A 16,611-nucleotide genomic window follows, 5' to 3' on the forward strand; every position below is an offset into this window, starting at 1 on the left:
ATGATTCATTACTCCAATCCTCGGACTTCTTTTGTTAAGTGCTGTCAACTCTTAACTGTCAACCATCAACCATCAACTGTCAACTCTCAACTCTCAACTCTCAACTGTCAACTGTTCCGGATTTCATGGCAAAATCTAACAATCTGTGAGCCATTTCTAATTTGCTGCAAGGTGCTATTTCTACTTGCTTCCCGGCGGCATTAATTAATATTGCTTGATTGGTATTGCTGCCGAAACCTGCACCTATTCGATCGATCGGGTTGGCCGCGATCGCATCCAGCTTCTTAGCCCGCAATTTTTCCAACGCAGGCTTGACAATATCCCCAGTTTGTGCTGCAAACCCGATCAGTTTTTGGTGCGGCTGTTTCAATTTTCCCAACTCTGCCACAATATCCGCTACCGGCACCAAAGGCAAAGAATTCGGCAGCGATCGCTTCGGCAATTTCTCACTACTGTACTCAGCCGGTTTCACATCCGCAACCGCCGCCGCCATCACCGTCAAATCCGCATCGTGAAAGCATTCCAGCATCGCCTGCCGCATTTCTTGTGCACTCGTAACTGCGATCGCCCGCACCCCAGACAGCGGCAATTCCCCAGTGATACTATGTACCAGCGTCACCGTCGCGCCGCGATGCTGTGCAGCTTGCGCCAAAGCTACGCCCATTTTGCCCGTGGAAGGATTGCCGATAAACCTGACCGGATCGAGGTGTTCCCGGGTTCCTCCCGCACTGATTAACACCCGTTTGCCGACTAAATCTCGATCGCCCTTCGTATACAACAGCGACTCTATGTGAGACAAAATCTCACCAGGTTCTGCCATCCTGCCCGCACCCGCGCGATCGCACGCCAGCATACCCGTTCCCGGATTCGCCGCATGATAGCGCCCATCCGCCAACACTTCGCGCCAATTCCGCTGCACCGCCCGCTGTTCCCACATATCCGTATTCATCGCCGGTGCCAGCAAAATCGGGCAATTAGAAGCCAACACAGTATTAGTCAGCAAATTATCAGCAAAACCCCCCGCCAGCTTAGCCAAAGTATTAGCAGTCAGGGGAGCGATCGCAAAAACTTCCGCCCATTCTCCCAGTTGAATATGCAGCGGGCGGCCGTGATTTGCTTGCCAAAAATCTTTGTCAGTAAAAGCAGGATGGCGGCAAAGAGTAGCAAAAGTCAAAGGCGTTACAAACTCTTGAGCAGCATCAGTAACAATCACTTTAACATCTGCTCCAGCCTTCGCTAAAGTTGAAACTACTTCACAAACTTTATAAGCAGCAATCCCGCCACTAACGCCGATTAAAATTCGTCTGCCATTCATCTCATTAGACCAATACACTTCAGTTAAGTCCGATCCCCCCTAACCCCCCTTAAGAAGGGGGGAACAAGAAGCTCTCAAAGTCCCCCTTCTTAAGGGGGATTTAGGGGGATCTCCGGGCAATAAACAGTGCTAACTAAACCGTATTGGTCATTAGACAAGATTGCATTCATGCGCTTTTCTATCTTAAAATTATCTGCGTTGCATCTGTGTTTATCCGCCTTACATCTGCGGTTAGTCTATCAATCAAAGATGTATGCAATTAAAGTCTATTTTCCCATAAAAAAGAATCAAGAAAGAAGTTAAGATGAAAATAGACAAAAATCCATAACTCATCTATTCAATCCGCAACAAAATATGCTGCTAACTTCTTCCTCAATTCCGCCCTTAATTTTTAAGCTAGATTTTTAAGCCTATGCTTCGTCGTAGGCTTCCATATCCAGAAGGTGGAGATAAGGTTCAACCATCTCCGGCCGCTGAAAGGCAAGCGATCGCAACAAATGCCAATCATTCAATCCCTCAAAAGGATCTGTATAATCGTCAACTTCCAAACGGACAGCCAATTCTGCCACGTCCTGAGAAGTAAGTACAGCAATATCGCGCGATGCTTTGGTTAAAGTTTTCATGTTTTTTACCCTGCCCGAGACTTCCGCCATACTATATAATAAGCCTTTAATCACATTTCGACACAGTTTCTACAACAAAACTTCGCATTACATCTACAACTTCGGGCAGAATCTCGTGTCCCATGTTAAATTCTCGATACTGCACCGCAGCTCCCCAAGCAGTCAAACTATCGCGCGATCGCACAGCAGCACTAACGGGCACAATAGTATCTTGAGTACCGTGCACGATTAAAACAGGCGGCAAAGCACTCCCAGCAACAGGAGAAATCGACGGGTGCAAATAACCGCTCAGACAAATTAAGCCAGCTAGGGGTAAAGTCAATCCCACATCCAAAGTCATCGCTCCGCCCTGAGAAAAGCCGCCTAAAATCGTGCGAGACAAAGGTACGCCCGTGCTGCTTTCCAAAGACAGCAACAATTCCCTCAGCAATTGTCGGCTTTCTACCAATCCGCGAGCGTCTTTACTTTGAAGGTCATACCACATTTTGCCGCCCGTTACCTGGGGATGGGGAAACGGGCCATCGGGAAACACAAACTGATAATCCGGCAAATTGAAAGCCGGTGCTAAAGAAGTCAAATCCCGAGCATTAGCACCCCATCCGTGCAAAGCGACAATCAAAGCGACTGGTTTGCGATCGGTTGTTGGCGGAATGCTAATAAATTGTAAAGACATCGTAATTAGTAATTGGTAATCTGGCCTTGCTACAATTATAAATTGTTGCAGGTGGTAAAATCCAACTTTTAACTGTAGGATGCAGTCGTGCACCTTACTACGGTACGCTAACTAACTGTAGGGTGCGCAATGCAGCCTTACCAAGGTAACAATTCGCACCTTACATAACAGTCCCGATTTCCTTCAAGTAAACCCGCGTAAACGGTTCGTCATCCCCGAGACTGTACTGTTCGATCAACCCCTGGCGGCGAATAGAAATATTATTCCCTTCACGCACCACAACAGTATCCTCATCAGTGCTTTCTCTGACCAAAATCATCTCAGTTTCCCCCGGATTGTCCAGCACCACCATATTGCTGCCCCGATAAAACATTCCCTCAGCTTCCAAAACATCTTCGGGATATTCAGCAATCAACAAATCGAGCTTAGGATTCCGCAGCAAAGTTTGCACGTTAAGATTGTAATTCTTATTCAAAACCTTTTCCGAACGGTTGACAAAAAGTCCACCGCGACAAACAGCGCCGATTGTCCAATCGGGATGCTGCAAAAGAATGTGGTCGATTGTTTCTTGCAGTTCGTGTACCGAAATTGTGTTAAAAGTAATAATCGGAATTCTGGCTGATTTTCCCGATTCAAAGAAAGTATCGATAATATGCGAAGGCACATCAACGCCTGATCCGACAGCCGGGTTGAGGTGCATGAAAATTCCCGGCGCGGCATTGATTTCGATAATCCCAAAATTGCCTGTTTTCCAAGATTTGGCGAGAGTTTCTGTTATCACATCAATCCCCAAACAAGTTAACCGAAAATGTAGGGCGATATCTTGAGCCAAAACAATGTTATCCGGGTGAATAGTGCGGGTAGCATCGATGCTGACGCCGCCAGCGGAAAGATTGGCGACTTTGCGCAGAGCAACAGTGCGATCGCGCTCCAGGACACTATCCAACGACAGCCCTTGTTCTTCCAGATACATTTGCATCGCTTCGTCGGACTGAATTTTGCTCATCGCCGAAGTTGGCGTATCCAAACGTTCGGGTTTGCGGTTTTCGCGGCGGATCAATTCGCGAATTGTTGAGTCGCCGTCTCCTGTTACCGAAGCTGGCCGGCGTTCAGTTGCAGAAACAAATTTGCCATCCACGCACAGCAGCCTAAAATCAGATCCTGTGATGCTATTTTCCACAATTACGCGCACCGATTCTGTTTCGGGAATTGCCTTAACTGCTCTTTTAAAAGCCGCCTGCAATTCCTCAGCATCTCGCACATCTGCGGTGACTCCAATTCCTTTATGGCCGACTACTGGTTTAACAGCAACTGGGTAGCCAATTTCTCTCGCAACTGCTAGAGATCCGTTTTCTGTGGAGACGATATCGCCTTTGGGAACCGGAAATCCTAATGTAGCGAGAAAAGCTTTACAATCGTCTTTGCGCGTGGTAAAATCTGAGTCTAAATGGCTATCAGAATCAAAAGTTGTTGCCGAGCCGCGCACCAGTTTTTTGCCGTAACCGTATTGCATCAGTCCTTCATCCCACAAATAAAATGCGGGTATGCCTTTTTGGGATGCCGATCGCATTAATGAATAAACTGTCGGGCCTCCGTAAACAGACTGGCGGAACATATTTTGCAGCGCGCCAATTTGTGCTTCTAAGGGGAAATCTTGATTTTGATTGATGGCTTCAAACCAATCCCAAACAGCGTAAACTACGGCTCTGGCACTACGGGCATGAAGTGCTTCTATGCTGATTCTGCTAAACTGAGAAAACGGCTTGACGTTCCAGTGTTGGAAGTGCAAACCCATGTCGAGTTTTGCTACTTCTGAGGCGGTGCGGCCGAACAGTTGGGCGTGGTTGGAGAAAGTTTCGTGCAGCAGTTGCGGGTAGCGATCGCCAATAATTTCATGGTAATGTGCGATCGGCAAAGGTTCGCTCGCATCCGTCACCGCAAAATCGCAAACTAAAGCCGCTGTTTCTAAATAAGGGTTGGGCCCGATGTAGTGTTTGAAGTTAAAAATATCAAAAACATCGGTTTTTCGAGCATTGACGCGGGCTGTCTCGGTGCTTTTTTCTTGCAGCATTTTCTAACCTCCTTTTAGCTAACTTTTGACAATAACTCTCTTGTCTGTGCATGGGATACTACCTGCGGGCATAGATATTGCAGCAGTGAGACAAATACTCCGACCAATTCTGCCTTCAGCATAGCGGGAGAGGGCTATAAAGGCTTCGCGAGCGGGTAAAGATGGGGAGAGTGGGAGAGTGGGAGAGTGGGAAAATCTTCCTTCAACCTCTGACTAAGCACTGATGACTAAGCACTGATGACTAAGCACTTATAACTAAGCACTTATAACTAATGACTACTTCCTTCCCCCATTGATAAAAAAAGCTATAACTTTGGAGAGGTACAGTGCCCACTTATAATTGTTTATGACTGTGAAAGAGAATTTAAGAGGCAGCAAATTATGAAGATCGCACAAACTGCTCTCAGGGATCAAGTTCATCAATTAGCTGAGGAAGCATTTCATCTGAAACTGATTTCTGGGTACGGCGACGGTCAACACAGCAACGAATATCAGATTGTCTGGAACGGCAAACCCAGACACCTGCCTTTGGAACGGGCGCGTACAGTATTGAGCAATTTGATCGAGCGATCGCACTAAGGGGCGATCGGACTAATCTAGAACTTGCGCTCATCAGCCCGGTTTCTCGGAGAAACTAATAGGAGAATCGGCGAAGCATCCAGTCAGAAACCCGGTTGATGACCCCGCACGCGTGAGTCCTGCAATTTAAACTCATTTTTTGACCCCTCCTCTATCCTGTGAGGAGGGGTTAGTTTTTTTTACCAAAAATAGTGTAACAGGCCGCAGCAAGAGTCAAAAAACCCGAAATGCTTGAGTTTTGTCCGTCCAGGAGTTATCAAAGTCAGATAAATTTCTGTATCTATATATACCTTTTGGCAGTTTGCGTAAACAAAAATGTTATGGTTTATTAAAATATAATCAATTCAGAGTGCAGATCATATGGCTGGCCGCAAAAATCAGGGGAAGTTGCTAATTATTGGCGGCGCGGAAGACAAAGAAGGGGACTGCAAAATTTTGCGGGAATTCCTGCGGTGCGCCGGAGGCGGTAAAGCCCGCATTGTAGTGATGACGGCTGCGACAAGCCTCCCGGGAGAAGTCGGAGATAATTACATCCGAGTGTTTGAGCGGTTGGGCGCGGAAGATGTGCGAGTCGTTGATACGCAGAAACCCGAAGATGCCAACAATCCAGATTATTTAGAAGCGATCGAACAAGCAACTGGCATATTCTTTACGGGCGGGGAGCAAGCGCGGATTATTAGCTGCTTGAAAGATACCATACTCGACGCAGCTATGCACAAACGCTACTCGGAAGGGATAATCATTGGCGGTACCAGTGCCGGCGCGGCGATGATGCCAGACATCATGATTATTGAAGGAGAATCACAGACAAATCCCCGCTTTGATGTGGTAGAAATGGGCCCGGGAATGGGTTTCCTGCCGGGAGTTGTCATCGACCAGCATTTCGCCCAGCGAGGCCGTCTGGGACGCTTAGTTGCGGCACTCTTGCTGCAACCAGCAGTCTTGGGATTTGGGATTGACGAAAATACAGCTATTTTAGTCAGCGGTGACGAGTTTGAAGTCATTGGCGAAGGCGCTGTAACTGTCATCGACGAGTCGGAAAAACTCCACGACAATATAGATGGACTGTTGAAGGATGAGGCTTTGGCGATTTGCGGGGCTCAGTTGCACATCCTCCCCCACGGCTACCGATTTAATTTGAAAACTCGCCAGCCGGTGTTAAAGCGGGTAGCCGCGGCAGTGTAGAAAGGGCGATCGCGTCACTTACTTGCAACGCTGCACAAGTCTCAAAATTCTGTAATGTGCCGATCATCGGCAAACAGAGGCGGATTGAGCGAAGTATCAGCGTTGAAAAACCCAGTTGATTCGTCCCAGACACTAATAAATAAAAAGAAGAGGATTTTACCTCTTCTTTTATTCCTGCGGTTTCGGTTTTTTTAAGCACTTTTCTGTTGGTCAAAGAACGACTGCTGCCCTTCTTCAGTCGATATTAAATTCCACCCTTGAGTTTTCAGCTTCTGGAAAGTTGCCCATCCCTTAGAACCGCCCGGTTCCCGGTAGTCAGATGCAGCGAACTGCGGAAAAGCTGTATAAGGCCGCCAAGCTTGACGGGCTTCGGTACGCAAGTGTAAGATTTTTTCTCCATTGCCTCCCAATCTGGGCAACCAACACATTTGTTTTAGCATTTTTAACGCTCCAGAGTTTTTACAGTAACGGTAATTAGCCAACATCCCACATTAAACTTTTAGAGCCATCTTAGCCACTGCTCGGAATATCTAACAGGTAACAGGGACGAATGAGATTTTCACCGATTACCAATTACTGAGGTAGCAGCAGTCGTTTTAGCTGATTAGGGTTAAACCAAGTTTGCCAATCAAGAACTAGAAAACAAGTGCCGTTAAAGTTTAAGCAAAAATAATCATTGTTCTTCTCGGCTCAAACTCGACTTCAAGTCGATCGCGCGAAAATCCAGTTGAATGAATGATTCATTTTTCTGGTTTTCCTTACTTGATAATTACAAGCTCATCCTCGCTCTTTCCGCCTAAAATGACATCTTTCTACGGTATTAGCTCTCTCAGCTAAAAAATGTTCCTTTAGTTACAAATATTAAATTTTTATCACGATTTATCTAGTTATCAAAAGTTAAATTACTTTTCATAAACAGTGCTTAATATTTTTTAGTTACTTTAACTACATTTTTGACTTAAATCAGGCCTCCGGGTGCACAGCGTGCACCTTACTCAACTAGGCCCTCGATCTCCCTGGCACACCCCTTAAAAAAGGGGGGGACTGGAAACCCTCTCAAAGTCCCCCTTTTTAAGGGGGATTTAGGGGGATCGAGACTTCGATGCAAACGAGAGAGACAAAAAACTTTCGACTTAAGTGTGCGAACCTTACAGAATCATCGTGACGGGTTTAACTCTTGAGAACGATGGCGACAGATTGGCAAAATTGTAAAAATGAATACTAATCACAGTTAGAAATTCTGCACACAAGGTATTCATGGCCGCTGCAATTGAATTCAAACTCTTCGCTCCCAACAACAAAGCAGCTACACTGCTCGGCTCTTTTTCTAAATGGGAAGAAATTTCCTTAGAAAAAGATGAGAGAGGTTATTTCCGCACTAAAATTCAGCGAGCAGACGGTATTTATCAATAAAAGTTTCGACTTCAGCCCCAAAGTCTATGTTTTGAACCGGACGAATGGGTAGAAGTTAATGACCCCTACGCTACTGAGATCGATCGCACTACTCATAGGATGGGCGAAGAGTTCGGACAATCCAGTAGGCAAACTCCCAACCAGCCGAATAAACTGCAATGGTCTTTGTTGACAAATCAGCCAAATCATGAGTTGTTGGAATACTATAAACACATGATGCGGCTGCGGCAAAATTTGCCTGCACTTTACACCGAAAATATTGAATTTTCCCACGAAAATCCCGCCGCTAAGGTGCTCGCTTACTACCGCTCTTTGCGATGAGGGAACGCGAGCAGTAGTGGTTGCCAATTTTGCGGATATTTATCTATCTGGTTACTGCATTCCTAACTTCCCGGCTGGGGGAAATAGGCACGAGTGGATGTACAACAAAATCGTACAAGTTGGAGACGAAGGCTTTAAGTTTGATTTGCCGGAATGGTCAGCCCAGGTATTTGTCTGAGAGCCGGAGAATTTATGTCTACAGGTAGATGATGGGCGAAGTTGTACAACATTAAATTGTATTTATGCGTACAAAACTCAAGTAATCGGGTTGTGCTACCGGGCAGGATGGCTGTAACGATGTTTTTTTTGTATAAAAACTCGGTTTCTGCGTCCAAGGCTGCGATCGCAATTCCGGTGATTGAGAATAAGAATTGCACGGCGCCGTGCCAACTGTCAATTAACAAAAACTTTGTGGGAGGACAAACTCTATGGGCTGGCTCCAAAGACTGTTTGGTTTAGAAAAACTGGAAAATCAAGAAAATGTGCAAGCTCCTGCTTACCAAGCACCTGTAGCTGCACCTCAAGCTGAGGCTCAACCTGTGGCCCAACCGGCTGCTGCGACTCAAACAATCGCCCCGGAACGCATGGGATTGAATGGAGAATACGATCAAAGCGGTTTAGCTAAACGGGTGGCTCAGGCTTTCGATGCAAATCCTGATGTTGCGGATATTGAGACTGTTTATGTGGCTCAACTGGGCACTACAGTGGTTCTCAAAGGGACGGTTCCCAGTCAGGAAATTGTCAACAAGTTAGTGACAATTGCTAAAGGTGTTAAGGGTGCAACTGGGGTGGAAACCGATCAAGTTACTGTCGCCTAGCGCCACGGTTGTTGATAACAGTTAAGCTGTTGTGCATTTAAATTGCATATTCGGGGTGATGCTCAAAGCCCACCCCACAAGAGTTTGATTATTTCTTGGCATACAATTTAATTGCTGAACAGCTTACCAGTTAACTGTTAACTGTTATCGCCACCTTCCTGACGGTGAGGGCGTTCTTAATTGCACTTTCCCCAGGTTGCCGATTGCAAGGAAATGTCTTGCTTGTTGTCTTACATTTTTTTGAGTTATGTTGCTGTAGATAAAAAATATGACTGGGGAAACCTTAGTACCTACTAGAGGCAAATTAGAACGGAGTCTTGCACAAGGGATTCAAGCTTTGTACCGATCTCTATTCGGACACCAAACGAGTCAGGCGGTGTGCAATCTTTTGGATAATAAATTGATAATTGTGATCGAAAATGCGATTACTCAACCAGAAAAATTGCTGGCTCAGAACGGTCAGGAAGATTTGGCATCCCAGGTGCGATCGCAATTAGAGTCGGTTCTGCAATTGCAACTGAAAGAGTTAATCGCACAGGTTTTGGGTGTGGGAGTGATTGATTTGTTCAGCGATGCGACATTCCAGACAGGCCGCACCGGGACGATCGCAATTTTGGAGTCTGCACCTCAAGTTCGCGATGCTAGTCAAAAGTCTAAAACTCAACCAGAAGCGACTGATAGTTGAGGTGATGGCGGAGAATAGTTTCTAAATCCTTGATGTTAAAAGGTTTAGAAAGGTATGCAATGCAGCCGGCTTGGAGAATGCGATCGCGGTCTTCTGTTTTTGCTAGTGCTGTGACCGCCACAATCGGAATATGTATGAGCTTAGGATTTTGTTTGATGCGCTTGACTAATTCTATACCGTCTATATCCGGCAGGCAAATGTCGAGTACGATTAGGTCGGGAACTCGATCGACTGCTGCTGACAGAGCTGTGTACCCGTCAACGGCTCCCACGCACTCGCAGCCGAATAAATCGAGTATTTGCCTCAGCAGCTCTAAGTTGTCGTGATTGTCGTCTACAGCCAAAACTAAAGGACGGCGGTCAACCCCCGATTCTCCGCTCTTTAAAGACGATGATTCCAAATTCTTATTCCTATTAGGGTAGTTCATAAATAATGCCGATCGATATTCGATCAAAAAAGTTATCCCCGAGGCATTCTTCAAGTGGCGCTCAGGCACTTGAAATAGATTGGCTCGTATTGGTAGGTTTCAGACGGCCAGTCTGCGGTATAGCCCGATTGTACAATATCGGTGCAAGCTGGAGCAAAAACTGCACCATTCGATCGATGCCACAGCATCTCCATAATTTTACTGATACCCGAGCAAATTGCCAACTTACCCCCTAAGGTTGCGTCAGCTTTGACAACAAGAGCCGATCAGGAAAAATCTTGCGAATCAACTATCCTACGTTAATTTCTGCTTTGAAGAGTGGCGGCGGCTTTTCCATCTAGTACAAACAGTAGACGCTGGTCTCCCTACGTAAATCCACCTAAAGGAAGATTCTAAGCGGCACTTAATTTTAGCAACTTCCACCTGCTGAGAGATTCTTGTTTGTCTAGTTTAGACTTCAATGTTTTTAAGTAGTAATGATCACAATTTTAGCAAGTAAAAAAAACATTTTTTACTGGATATTTACCGGATATTAACCTAGGAGGTTTTGATGACCATTCCAATCAGAGACGACCTGACTTACATTTTGCTCAAACAGATTGGCAGCGGCAACGGCAGGGGAGAGTCGGAAATTAGGAATGCAGCCGAAGAGTATGTCGGTCGAGAGGTGGCGGAAGCGGAACTGCTCGGTCATTTGGACTACCTCAACCAAAGAGAATTTATCAAAGCGGAGTTTAGCGGAGAACCTTACGGAGGCACTGAATTATTGCCGCCTTTAGTGGCATTTCAAGAAGCTGATTTAACAGAAAAAGGCCGCAAACTGTTGCAGAAAATGGAGACGAATCCTCCTAAGTCCCTGCATCAAGAAGGATCGGCAGTTCCGATCGCCTCTAAGGATATGCCGTTTTTGGAAAAAGTGATGGTAAACGGCCACTTGGAGGACATTTTTGACGCCCGGGACATTACAGAATTGGTGTACCGGACAATGCGCGATTTGATGACAACAGAAGCCAGCGATCGCGTGGAAGCCGAACTGCACAAAGAAGTTTTGCCGACAGACGACAAAACCCTGCAAAAAGAAATAGCAGACCTCTGGAAGGATACGAATCCGCTGGTGGGATTGCTGAGCCGGGTGCGTCCGCCTTGGCAAGGGCCTGCACCTTTTGTGATCGATTCCAATTTGTTTGCTTTTCGGGTGGAACAAGAAGGCGGACTTCCCTCTGGGGTAAAACCGGAAACTGCGATCGCCGCTGTATTTTCGGCAACGAAGGATGAGTTGTCCGAGGAGCGAATTCAGGAAATAGCGGGCTTTTTGCCGGACAGAATTCGGGAAATTTGGGAGTCGGCTTAACGGGATATTTCTGAGTATAAATACTGAGAAACCGGGTTGAGTCTCGCAGCATTCTGGCTCTTAGTGCAGAATGCTGCGAGAGTCAACCCATTTTGTGGATGCGCTCCAATTAGTTTGTACTCAGGAATGCAAGTCCTGATTCTCGGCGGGTTGGGTAAATCCCACAAACGCAGCGAAAGTGTTGTAGTCTATAATACAGGGCCAGTTCATACTGTGGCTCGCAAAAATGCTGTTAACAGCCCTGGAGATCAAAAGGGATGGCCCGCCGAAAAGTTAGAGAAATGTCAAGATCGACTCTAGAACAAGAGATTTTACTCAATCGAATTACCAATCGCATTCGCAACTCTTTAGAACTGCAAGAGATTTTGACGACAATGGCGCGAGAAATCCGCAGCTTTTTAGGAAGCGATCGGGTCAAAGTTTATCGCTTTGAGGCCGACGGTAGCGGCGAGGTGATTGCTGAGTCCACCAACGGCGACAACTTGCCATCTCTGTTGGGTTTGCGCTTTCCTGCGGGCGACATTCCCAACAGTGCCCGCTCCATGTTTGTCAAAGCGCGGCAGCGAGTGATTGTAGATGTGGGATTGAAGCATCAAACAATTAATCGGTTAGATTGTCCCGAAACCGGCAAAACTTTAGCAGTTGAAGATATTCGCTATTCTCCTGTAGACTCCTGTCACGCTGAATATCTCAAGGCTATGGGGGCACTTTCTTCTCTGACGGTGCCGATTTTGCATCAAAATCAGCTTTGGGGGCTGTTGGTGTCTCACCACAGCCAACCGAAACGGTTTAGCGATCGAGAATTGAAAATGGTGCAGTTGCTTGTGGATCAGCTTTCAATTGCGATCGCCCAATCTTTTCTGCTCAGTCAAGCTCGACAGCAAGCGCACGACGAAGCCGTTGTCAACCAAATTAGCAGTTTGCTGCACTCTCCTCTGGAACTAAACGAAATTCGGCAAGCAGTTCTCGAACAAACTGTCAAGCATTTGCGCGGTTCGGGAGGGCGACTGTACATTGCAGCCGAGTTTGGCGATCGACCGGCTAAACTTTATACCTGCGGCCAGCAGCCCCGGGACACCGACTTGGAACTCAGCGAGTTTTGGCAGCAGATCATGGGGTTTGCCAACGAAGACGATCGAGCAGAAACTGCCGATCGTAGCAGCCAATTAGGTATTTTTCAAAATCTATATTCCGAGCATTACAGATCGATTGATACAAATATTACCAGTTTGATCGTCCCGCACTTGTATGCGATTTCCGATATTTCTAAAGAACCTCAACTCAAATCTTTATCTGCCAATTTTCTCGAAGCTGACCTTCGGTCATTTTTGGCAGTACCGCTGCAATACGGCCAACAGTGCATCGGCTGTCTCACGGTTTTTCGCGCAGCCGTAGAAACCGAAATTTTGTGGGCTGGCCGTTGCAGTTCCGACGCCCGGAGCGATCGTCCCCGACAGTCCTTTGCAGCTTGGAAAGAAATCAAAATCGGCGAAGCTCAAAAGTGGAGCAGCGACGAACAGAAGCTAGCAAAATCTTTAGGCACTCACCTGTACATGGCTGCAATGCAGAGGCGCGTCGAGGCGATGATCCGACATCAAGCTTCTCACGACCCATTAACAGGTTTAGCGAATAGATTGCTGTTTAATGAAAGACTGTCTTTAGCTTTAGCTAACGCTCACCAAAATGCAGAAATGTTGGCGGTGATCTTTCTAGATTTGGACAGATTTAAAAATGTTAACGATACTCTCGGTCACCCGGTGGGCGATTTGTTGCTGCAAAGTGTATCTCGGCGTTTGACTAACTGTTTGCGCGTGGGGGATTCGATCGCCCGTTGGGGCGGGGATGAATTTACTGTGCTGCTGCACAATGTCAACAGCCCTGAGGACGCCACTAATGTGTGCCAGGCAATTATCCAGAGTTTAAGCAGTCCTTTTGATTTTGACGGTCTGGAACTTTATACTAAGGCGAGCTTGGGAATTGCTTTGGCTCCCTATGACGGAGAAGATGCAGAAACTTTGCTGAAAAATGCTGATGCTGCGATGTACAAAGCAAAACAGAAAGGTCGGAATAATTATCAGTTTTACACGCGGGCGATCGGCAATCAAGTCTCCGAGGAACTTAACTTAGAAAATCAGCTTTACAAAGCTCTGAAAAAATCAGAGTTTGTGCTGCACTATCAACCGCAAATAAACTTAAATACCGGCAAAATAGTCGGCATGGAAGCTCTGATTCGCTGGCAGCATCCCCAACGCGGTTTGATTTCTCCCGATCGATTTATTCCCTTAGCTGAGGAAACAGGATTTATCTGCCAAATTGACGAATGGGTGATGCGGACTGCTTGCTTGCAAAATCGAGCGTGGCAGTTAATGGGATTGCCGCCGATGCGGATAGCTGTGAATTTATCAGGCCGCCAGTTTCTGCAAGCTAACACGGTACAAACCATCGCTGAAATATTGTCTGAAACCGAGTTAAATCCGGAATATTTAGAAATAGAAATTACCGAGACCATTGCCATGAGTGATGTGAATTTTACGGTTTCGGTATTGCAGCAGTTGCAACAAATGGGAATTCACATTTCTCTGGACGATTTTGGTACCGGTTATTCTTCGCTGTGGTCGCTAAAAAACTTGCCGCTAAATAATTTAAAAATAGACAAATCCTTCGTGGCAGATTTGCTCAACGGCAGCAGCGGTGCTACTATTGTGAAAGTGGCGATCGCCCTGGGACAGGGCTTGAATTTGCAGGTGATTGCCGAGGGAGTGGAAACAGCAGAACAGTTGGAATTTTTGCAGTCGTTGCAGTGCGAGATGGGTCAGGGTTACTTCTTTAGCAAGCCAGTACCGGCGGCTGCGGCCACGGAATTGTGCCTAGAAAATCGATCGGGCAAAATAGTTAGTTTAAATTAACAATGAAAGCTTTCGCAGGAGTGGGAGCATCTTGCTCGCTAGAGATATAATTCAATACGGTTCAGTTAAGCCCGATCCCCCCTTAGCTTGCCCCCTACTCCCCCTTAAAAAGGGGGGACAAGAAGTTGATCGACAGTCAACCCCTACTCCCCTTCTTAAGGGGGATTTAGAGCAATACGCTTGGGCTAAGACAGATCTCCCTGGCACCCCCCTTAAAAAGGGGGGGACAAGAGTGTTCTCAAAGTCCCCCTTGCTTTCGGGGGATTTAGGGGGATCTCCGGGCAATAAACATTGTTAACTGAACCATATTGCGGTATAATTCTGATGTAACGGGATTTGATCTCACTTCCAAACAAACACTTTTGCTTCGTATTCCGGCAAGTCAATCATAATATTATCATCGCCAGATTCCACATCATAATTCCCCGTCCATTCGTGCCAAGTTCCGTTTGCCGGGAAGTGGGGAACGCTGTAACCGCCTAGATAATTTTCCGAGAAATTCGCCACTACCACAACTCTCGAACCTTCATCGTTCCAGCGAGTGTAAGCAAACACTTTCGAGTCGGGGTCTTCGTGGAAAAAGTCGATGTTTTCCGTGTAAAGTGCTTGGTTGTTTTCACGCAGGTGAATCAAGCCTTTGTAGTATTCCCACAAACCTTTATTCTGGTCATTTCCCAGCATCGTCCAGTCAATTTTAGCTTGCTCGATCGTTTTGGCTTTGTATTCGCCAAATTCTTCGCCCATCCAAATCAGCGGCACGCCAACTGCTGTCATTAACAGCGCCGTTCCCAACTTGGCGCGCTTGAATGCTGCTGCATCAAAAATCCCGCGATCGCCCAATTCTGAGAATACGCGATTGTGGTCGTGATTGCTCAAATAATTGACTACATTCGTAGCACCCAAGAAACCTTGCCGCTTGCAGTCGATTACGTCTTTGAGGCGCTCTAAATCAAAAGTATCGCCGCAGATGTGTTCGACAATGCAGTGATAGAAACTGTCGTGCCAGCAGCCGTCCATCGGGCCTTCTAGATTCGTGATGCTGGGAGTTTCGGGAATGTATTCGGCAACGGTGTAAAACGGTTTTGGGCCGGCGGCATTTTTGGCTTCTTGAACTATCCAGTGCATAAAATCGTAGTTGGCAATTTGTCGCGCCGCGTCGAAACGAATGCCGTCGAGATGATATTCTTGAATCCAGAAGCGGACTGTATCGCCAGCAAATCTGCGTGCGGGGAAAGTTCCTAAGTTTTCGTCGTAGAATTCGTAGTTAAATTCTGGGCCCCAATTGTTGTCGGCATCGCGGGGGGCGTGGTGGTACCAATAATCGTGATCGATTTGAGTCAGAGGGCTGGATGATTCGGAGTGGTTGTAAATCCCGTCCATGATGACGCGAATGCCGCGCCCGTGACACTCGTCTATCAGGTTTTTGAGTTCTGCTGTGGTGCCGTAGCTGGACTCGGCAGCGAAGAAGTAGCGGGGGTTGTAGCCCCAACTGTAGTCGCCCGGGTATTCTTTGAGGGGCATGAGTTCGATCGCGTTGATGCCGAGTTCGGCTAGATAATCGAGTTTTTCGACGACGTGCTCGTACTTGCCGCGCGCCAGGGGATCGGCTTCGCCGCCGGAAAAGTCGGCAACGTGCATTTCGTATATTACTAATTCTCGATCGCCCGGTAGCGGTTTGTCGTCGTGTTGCCACACGTAGGTATCGACAATGCGATCGCCGTCTTTGATCCGAATCAGGGCGTTTTGAGTGGGATTGTCGATATCAGTAGCGTAGGGATCTACCACATCTACCCACTGATCTGCTTCCAGAAACCAGCTTTTGGACTGCACGCGGAATTTGTATTGATAAACGCCATCCTTCAATTCAACTCGCGTGCGGAAATAACCCTCTTCGTCCTTTTCCATCGAGATTTCTTCCCAATTAGAAAAAGACCCCATCAAGGCAGCTCCTTTGTTGTAGGGAGCAAATAACTTGAATTCAATTGGAGCGGCCATAATACCTCTTTCTAAAATATTTCAGTAGCAGTTAATACTTTTAATCTCGCAAATTAAAGCGACCTCAGGCATCACTCTGCGGATATAATTTCTGTAAGTGCTTAACTATTCCTAAAAGTAGGAGTATCTGACCGGGTGGGCGCATTTTATGAAGTGACATCGCGCAATATCGGCAGTGCGATCGGAATTTATCTCACTTCTTATTGCTCAACCATAACTATTAGAAACGTGAGAATTATTTGGCATCTA

Annotated in this window: 17 protein-coding genes; 10 read left to right on the forward strand and 7 right to left on the reverse strand. The window is 46.6% G+C overall.

The window, feature by feature from the left end; genetic code table 11:
* Positions 1-100: 100 nt before the first annotated feature.
* From coaBC to QUB68_RS07705, 4 genes are all read right to left on the reverse strand, one after another.
* Positions 101-1,315 (reverse strand): bifunctional phosphopantothenoylcysteine decarboxylase/phosphopantothenate--cysteine ligase CoaBC, encoded by a 1,215-nt coding sequence (gene coaBC / locus QUB68_RS07690; protein ID WP_332991165.1) that lies wholly within the window; start codon positions 1,313-1,315, stop codon positions 101-103.
* Between the two features lie 410 nt (positions 1,316-1,725).
* Positions 1,726-1,938 carry a protein IsiD gene (isiD, locus tag QUB68_RS07695; protein ID WP_106150386.1) on the reverse strand — a complete coding sequence of 71 codons (213 nt, stop codon included), beginning with the start codon at positions 1,936-1,938 and terminating at the stop codon, positions 1,726-1,728.
* A gap of 46 nt (positions 1,939-1,984) precedes the next feature.
* Entirely contained in the window at positions 1,985-2,611 is a 627-nt protein-coding gene (locus tag QUB68_RS07700) for an alpha/beta hydrolase (protein ID WP_332990940.1), read from the reverse strand.
* 160 nt (positions 2,612-2,771) lie between these two features.
* The gene (locus QUB68_RS07705; RefSeq protein ID WP_332990941.1) at positions 2,772-4,682 is read right to left on the reverse strand and encodes an ATP-binding protein; all 1,911 of its coding nucleotides are present in this window, start codon (positions 4,680-4,682) and stop codon (positions 2,772-2,774) included.
* Between the two features lie 381 nt (positions 4,683-5,063).
* Here QUB68_RS07705 and QUB68_RS07710 point away from each other — a divergent pair, with 381 nt between their 5' ends.
* Positions 5,064-5,261 (forward strand): hypothetical protein, encoded by a 198-nt coding sequence (locus QUB68_RS07710; RefSeq protein WP_293149664.1) that lies wholly within the window; start codon positions 5,064-5,066, stop codon positions 5,259-5,261.
* A 360-nt stretch (positions 5,262-5,621) separates the two neighbouring features.
* Positions 5,622-6,446 (forward strand): cyanophycinase, encoded by an 825-nt coding sequence (locus QUB68_RS07715; RefSeq protein ID WP_332990944.1) that lies wholly within the window; start codon positions 5,622-5,624, stop codon positions 6,444-6,446.
* Positions 6,447-6,637: 191 nt separating this feature from the next.
* On the opposite strand, the gene QUB68_RS07720 is transcribed toward QUB68_RS07715, so the two are convergent.
* A complete protein-coding gene (locus tag QUB68_RS07720) occupies positions 6,638-6,886 on the reverse strand; it encodes a hypothetical protein (RefSeq protein ID WP_332990946.1) in 249 nt (82 codons plus the stop codon).
* A gap of 817 nt (positions 6,887-7,703) precedes the next feature.
* Here QUB68_RS07720 and QUB68_RS07725 point away from each other — a divergent pair.
* The 5 genes from QUB68_RS07725 (at position 7,704) to QUB68_RS07745 (ending at position 9,683) form a co-directional block, all read left to right on the forward strand.
* The gene (locus QUB68_RS07725; protein ID WP_332990948.1) at positions 7,704-7,859 is read left to right on the forward strand and encodes a hypothetical protein; all 156 of its coding nucleotides are present in this window, start codon (positions 7,704-7,706) and stop codon (positions 7,857-7,859) included.
* A gap of 99 nt (positions 7,860-7,958) precedes the next feature.
* The gene (locus QUB68_RS07730) at positions 7,959-8,180 is read left to right on the forward strand and encodes a hypothetical protein (protein ID WP_332990951.1); all 222 of its coding nucleotides are present in this window, start codon (positions 7,959-7,961) and stop codon (positions 8,178-8,180) included.
* Positions 8,181-8,196: 16 nt separating this feature from the next.
* Complete coding sequence (locus QUB68_RS07735) at positions 8,197-8,358, forward strand: hypothetical protein (protein WP_332990952.1); 162 nt, start codon at positions 8,197-8,199, stop codon at positions 8,356-8,358.
* 250 nt (positions 8,359-8,608) lie between these two features.
* Positions 8,609-8,998, forward strand: a complete 390-nt coding sequence (locus QUB68_RS07740; protein WP_332990954.1) for a BON domain-containing protein — start codon at positions 8,609-8,611, stop codon at positions 8,996-8,998.
* 268 nt (positions 8,999-9,266) lie between these two features.
* The gene (locus tag QUB68_RS07745; protein ID WP_332990956.1) at positions 9,267-9,683 is read left to right on the forward strand and encodes a DUF2294 domain-containing protein; all 417 of its coding nucleotides are present in this window, start codon (positions 9,267-9,269) and stop codon (positions 9,681-9,683) included.
* Here the strand turns inward: QUB68_RS07745 and QUB68_RS07750 are convergent.
* Complete coding sequence (locus tag QUB68_RS07750; protein ID WP_332990958.1) at positions 9,652-10,110, reverse strand: response regulator; 459 nt, start codon at positions 10,108-10,110, stop codon at positions 9,652-9,654. The genes QUB68_RS07745 and QUB68_RS07750 overlap by 32 nt on opposite strands.
* Before the next feature lie 550 nt (positions 10,111-10,660).
* Between QUB68_RS07750 and QUB68_RS07755 the strand changes: the two genes are divergently transcribed.
* The 3 genes from QUB68_RS07755 (at position 10,661) to QUB68_RS07765 (ending at position 14,367) form a co-directional block, all read left to right on the forward strand.
* The gene (locus tag QUB68_RS07755) at positions 10,661-11,461 is read left to right on the forward strand and encodes a DUF2267 domain-containing protein (protein ID WP_332990960.1); all 801 of its coding nucleotides are present in this window, start codon (positions 10,661-10,663) and stop codon (positions 11,459-11,461) included.
* Between the two features lie 126 nt (positions 11,462-11,587).
* On the forward strand, positions 11,588-11,761 hold the full coding sequence (locus tag QUB68_RS07760) for a hypothetical protein (protein WP_332990962.1): 174 nt from the start codon (positions 11,588-11,590) through the stop codon (positions 11,759-11,761).
* Positions 11,719-14,367 carry an EAL domain-containing protein gene (locus tag QUB68_RS07765; RefSeq protein WP_442923049.1) on the forward strand — a complete coding sequence of 883 codons (2,649 nt, stop codon included), beginning with the start codon at positions 11,719-11,721 and terminating at the stop codon, positions 14,365-14,367. Before QUB68_RS07760 ends, QUB68_RS07765 begins: the two co-directional genes overlap by 43 nt.
* Positions 14,368-14,709: 342 nt before the next feature.
* Here the strand turns inward: QUB68_RS07765 and QUB68_RS07770 are convergent, their stop codons facing one another.
* Positions 14,710-16,362: an alpha-amylase family glycosyl hydrolase gene (locus QUB68_RS07770; protein ID WP_332990965.1), complete on the reverse strand. Its 1,653-nt coding sequence runs from the start codon at positions 16,360-16,362 to the stop codon at positions 14,710-14,712.
* Positions 16,363-16,611 lie beyond the last annotated feature (249 nt).

Origin of the sequence: Microcoleus sp. A006_D1, assembly GCF_036702805.1 — a bacterium.
GTDB lineage: Bacteria > Cyanobacteriota > Cyanobacteriia > Cyanobacteriales > Microcoleaceae > Microcoleus.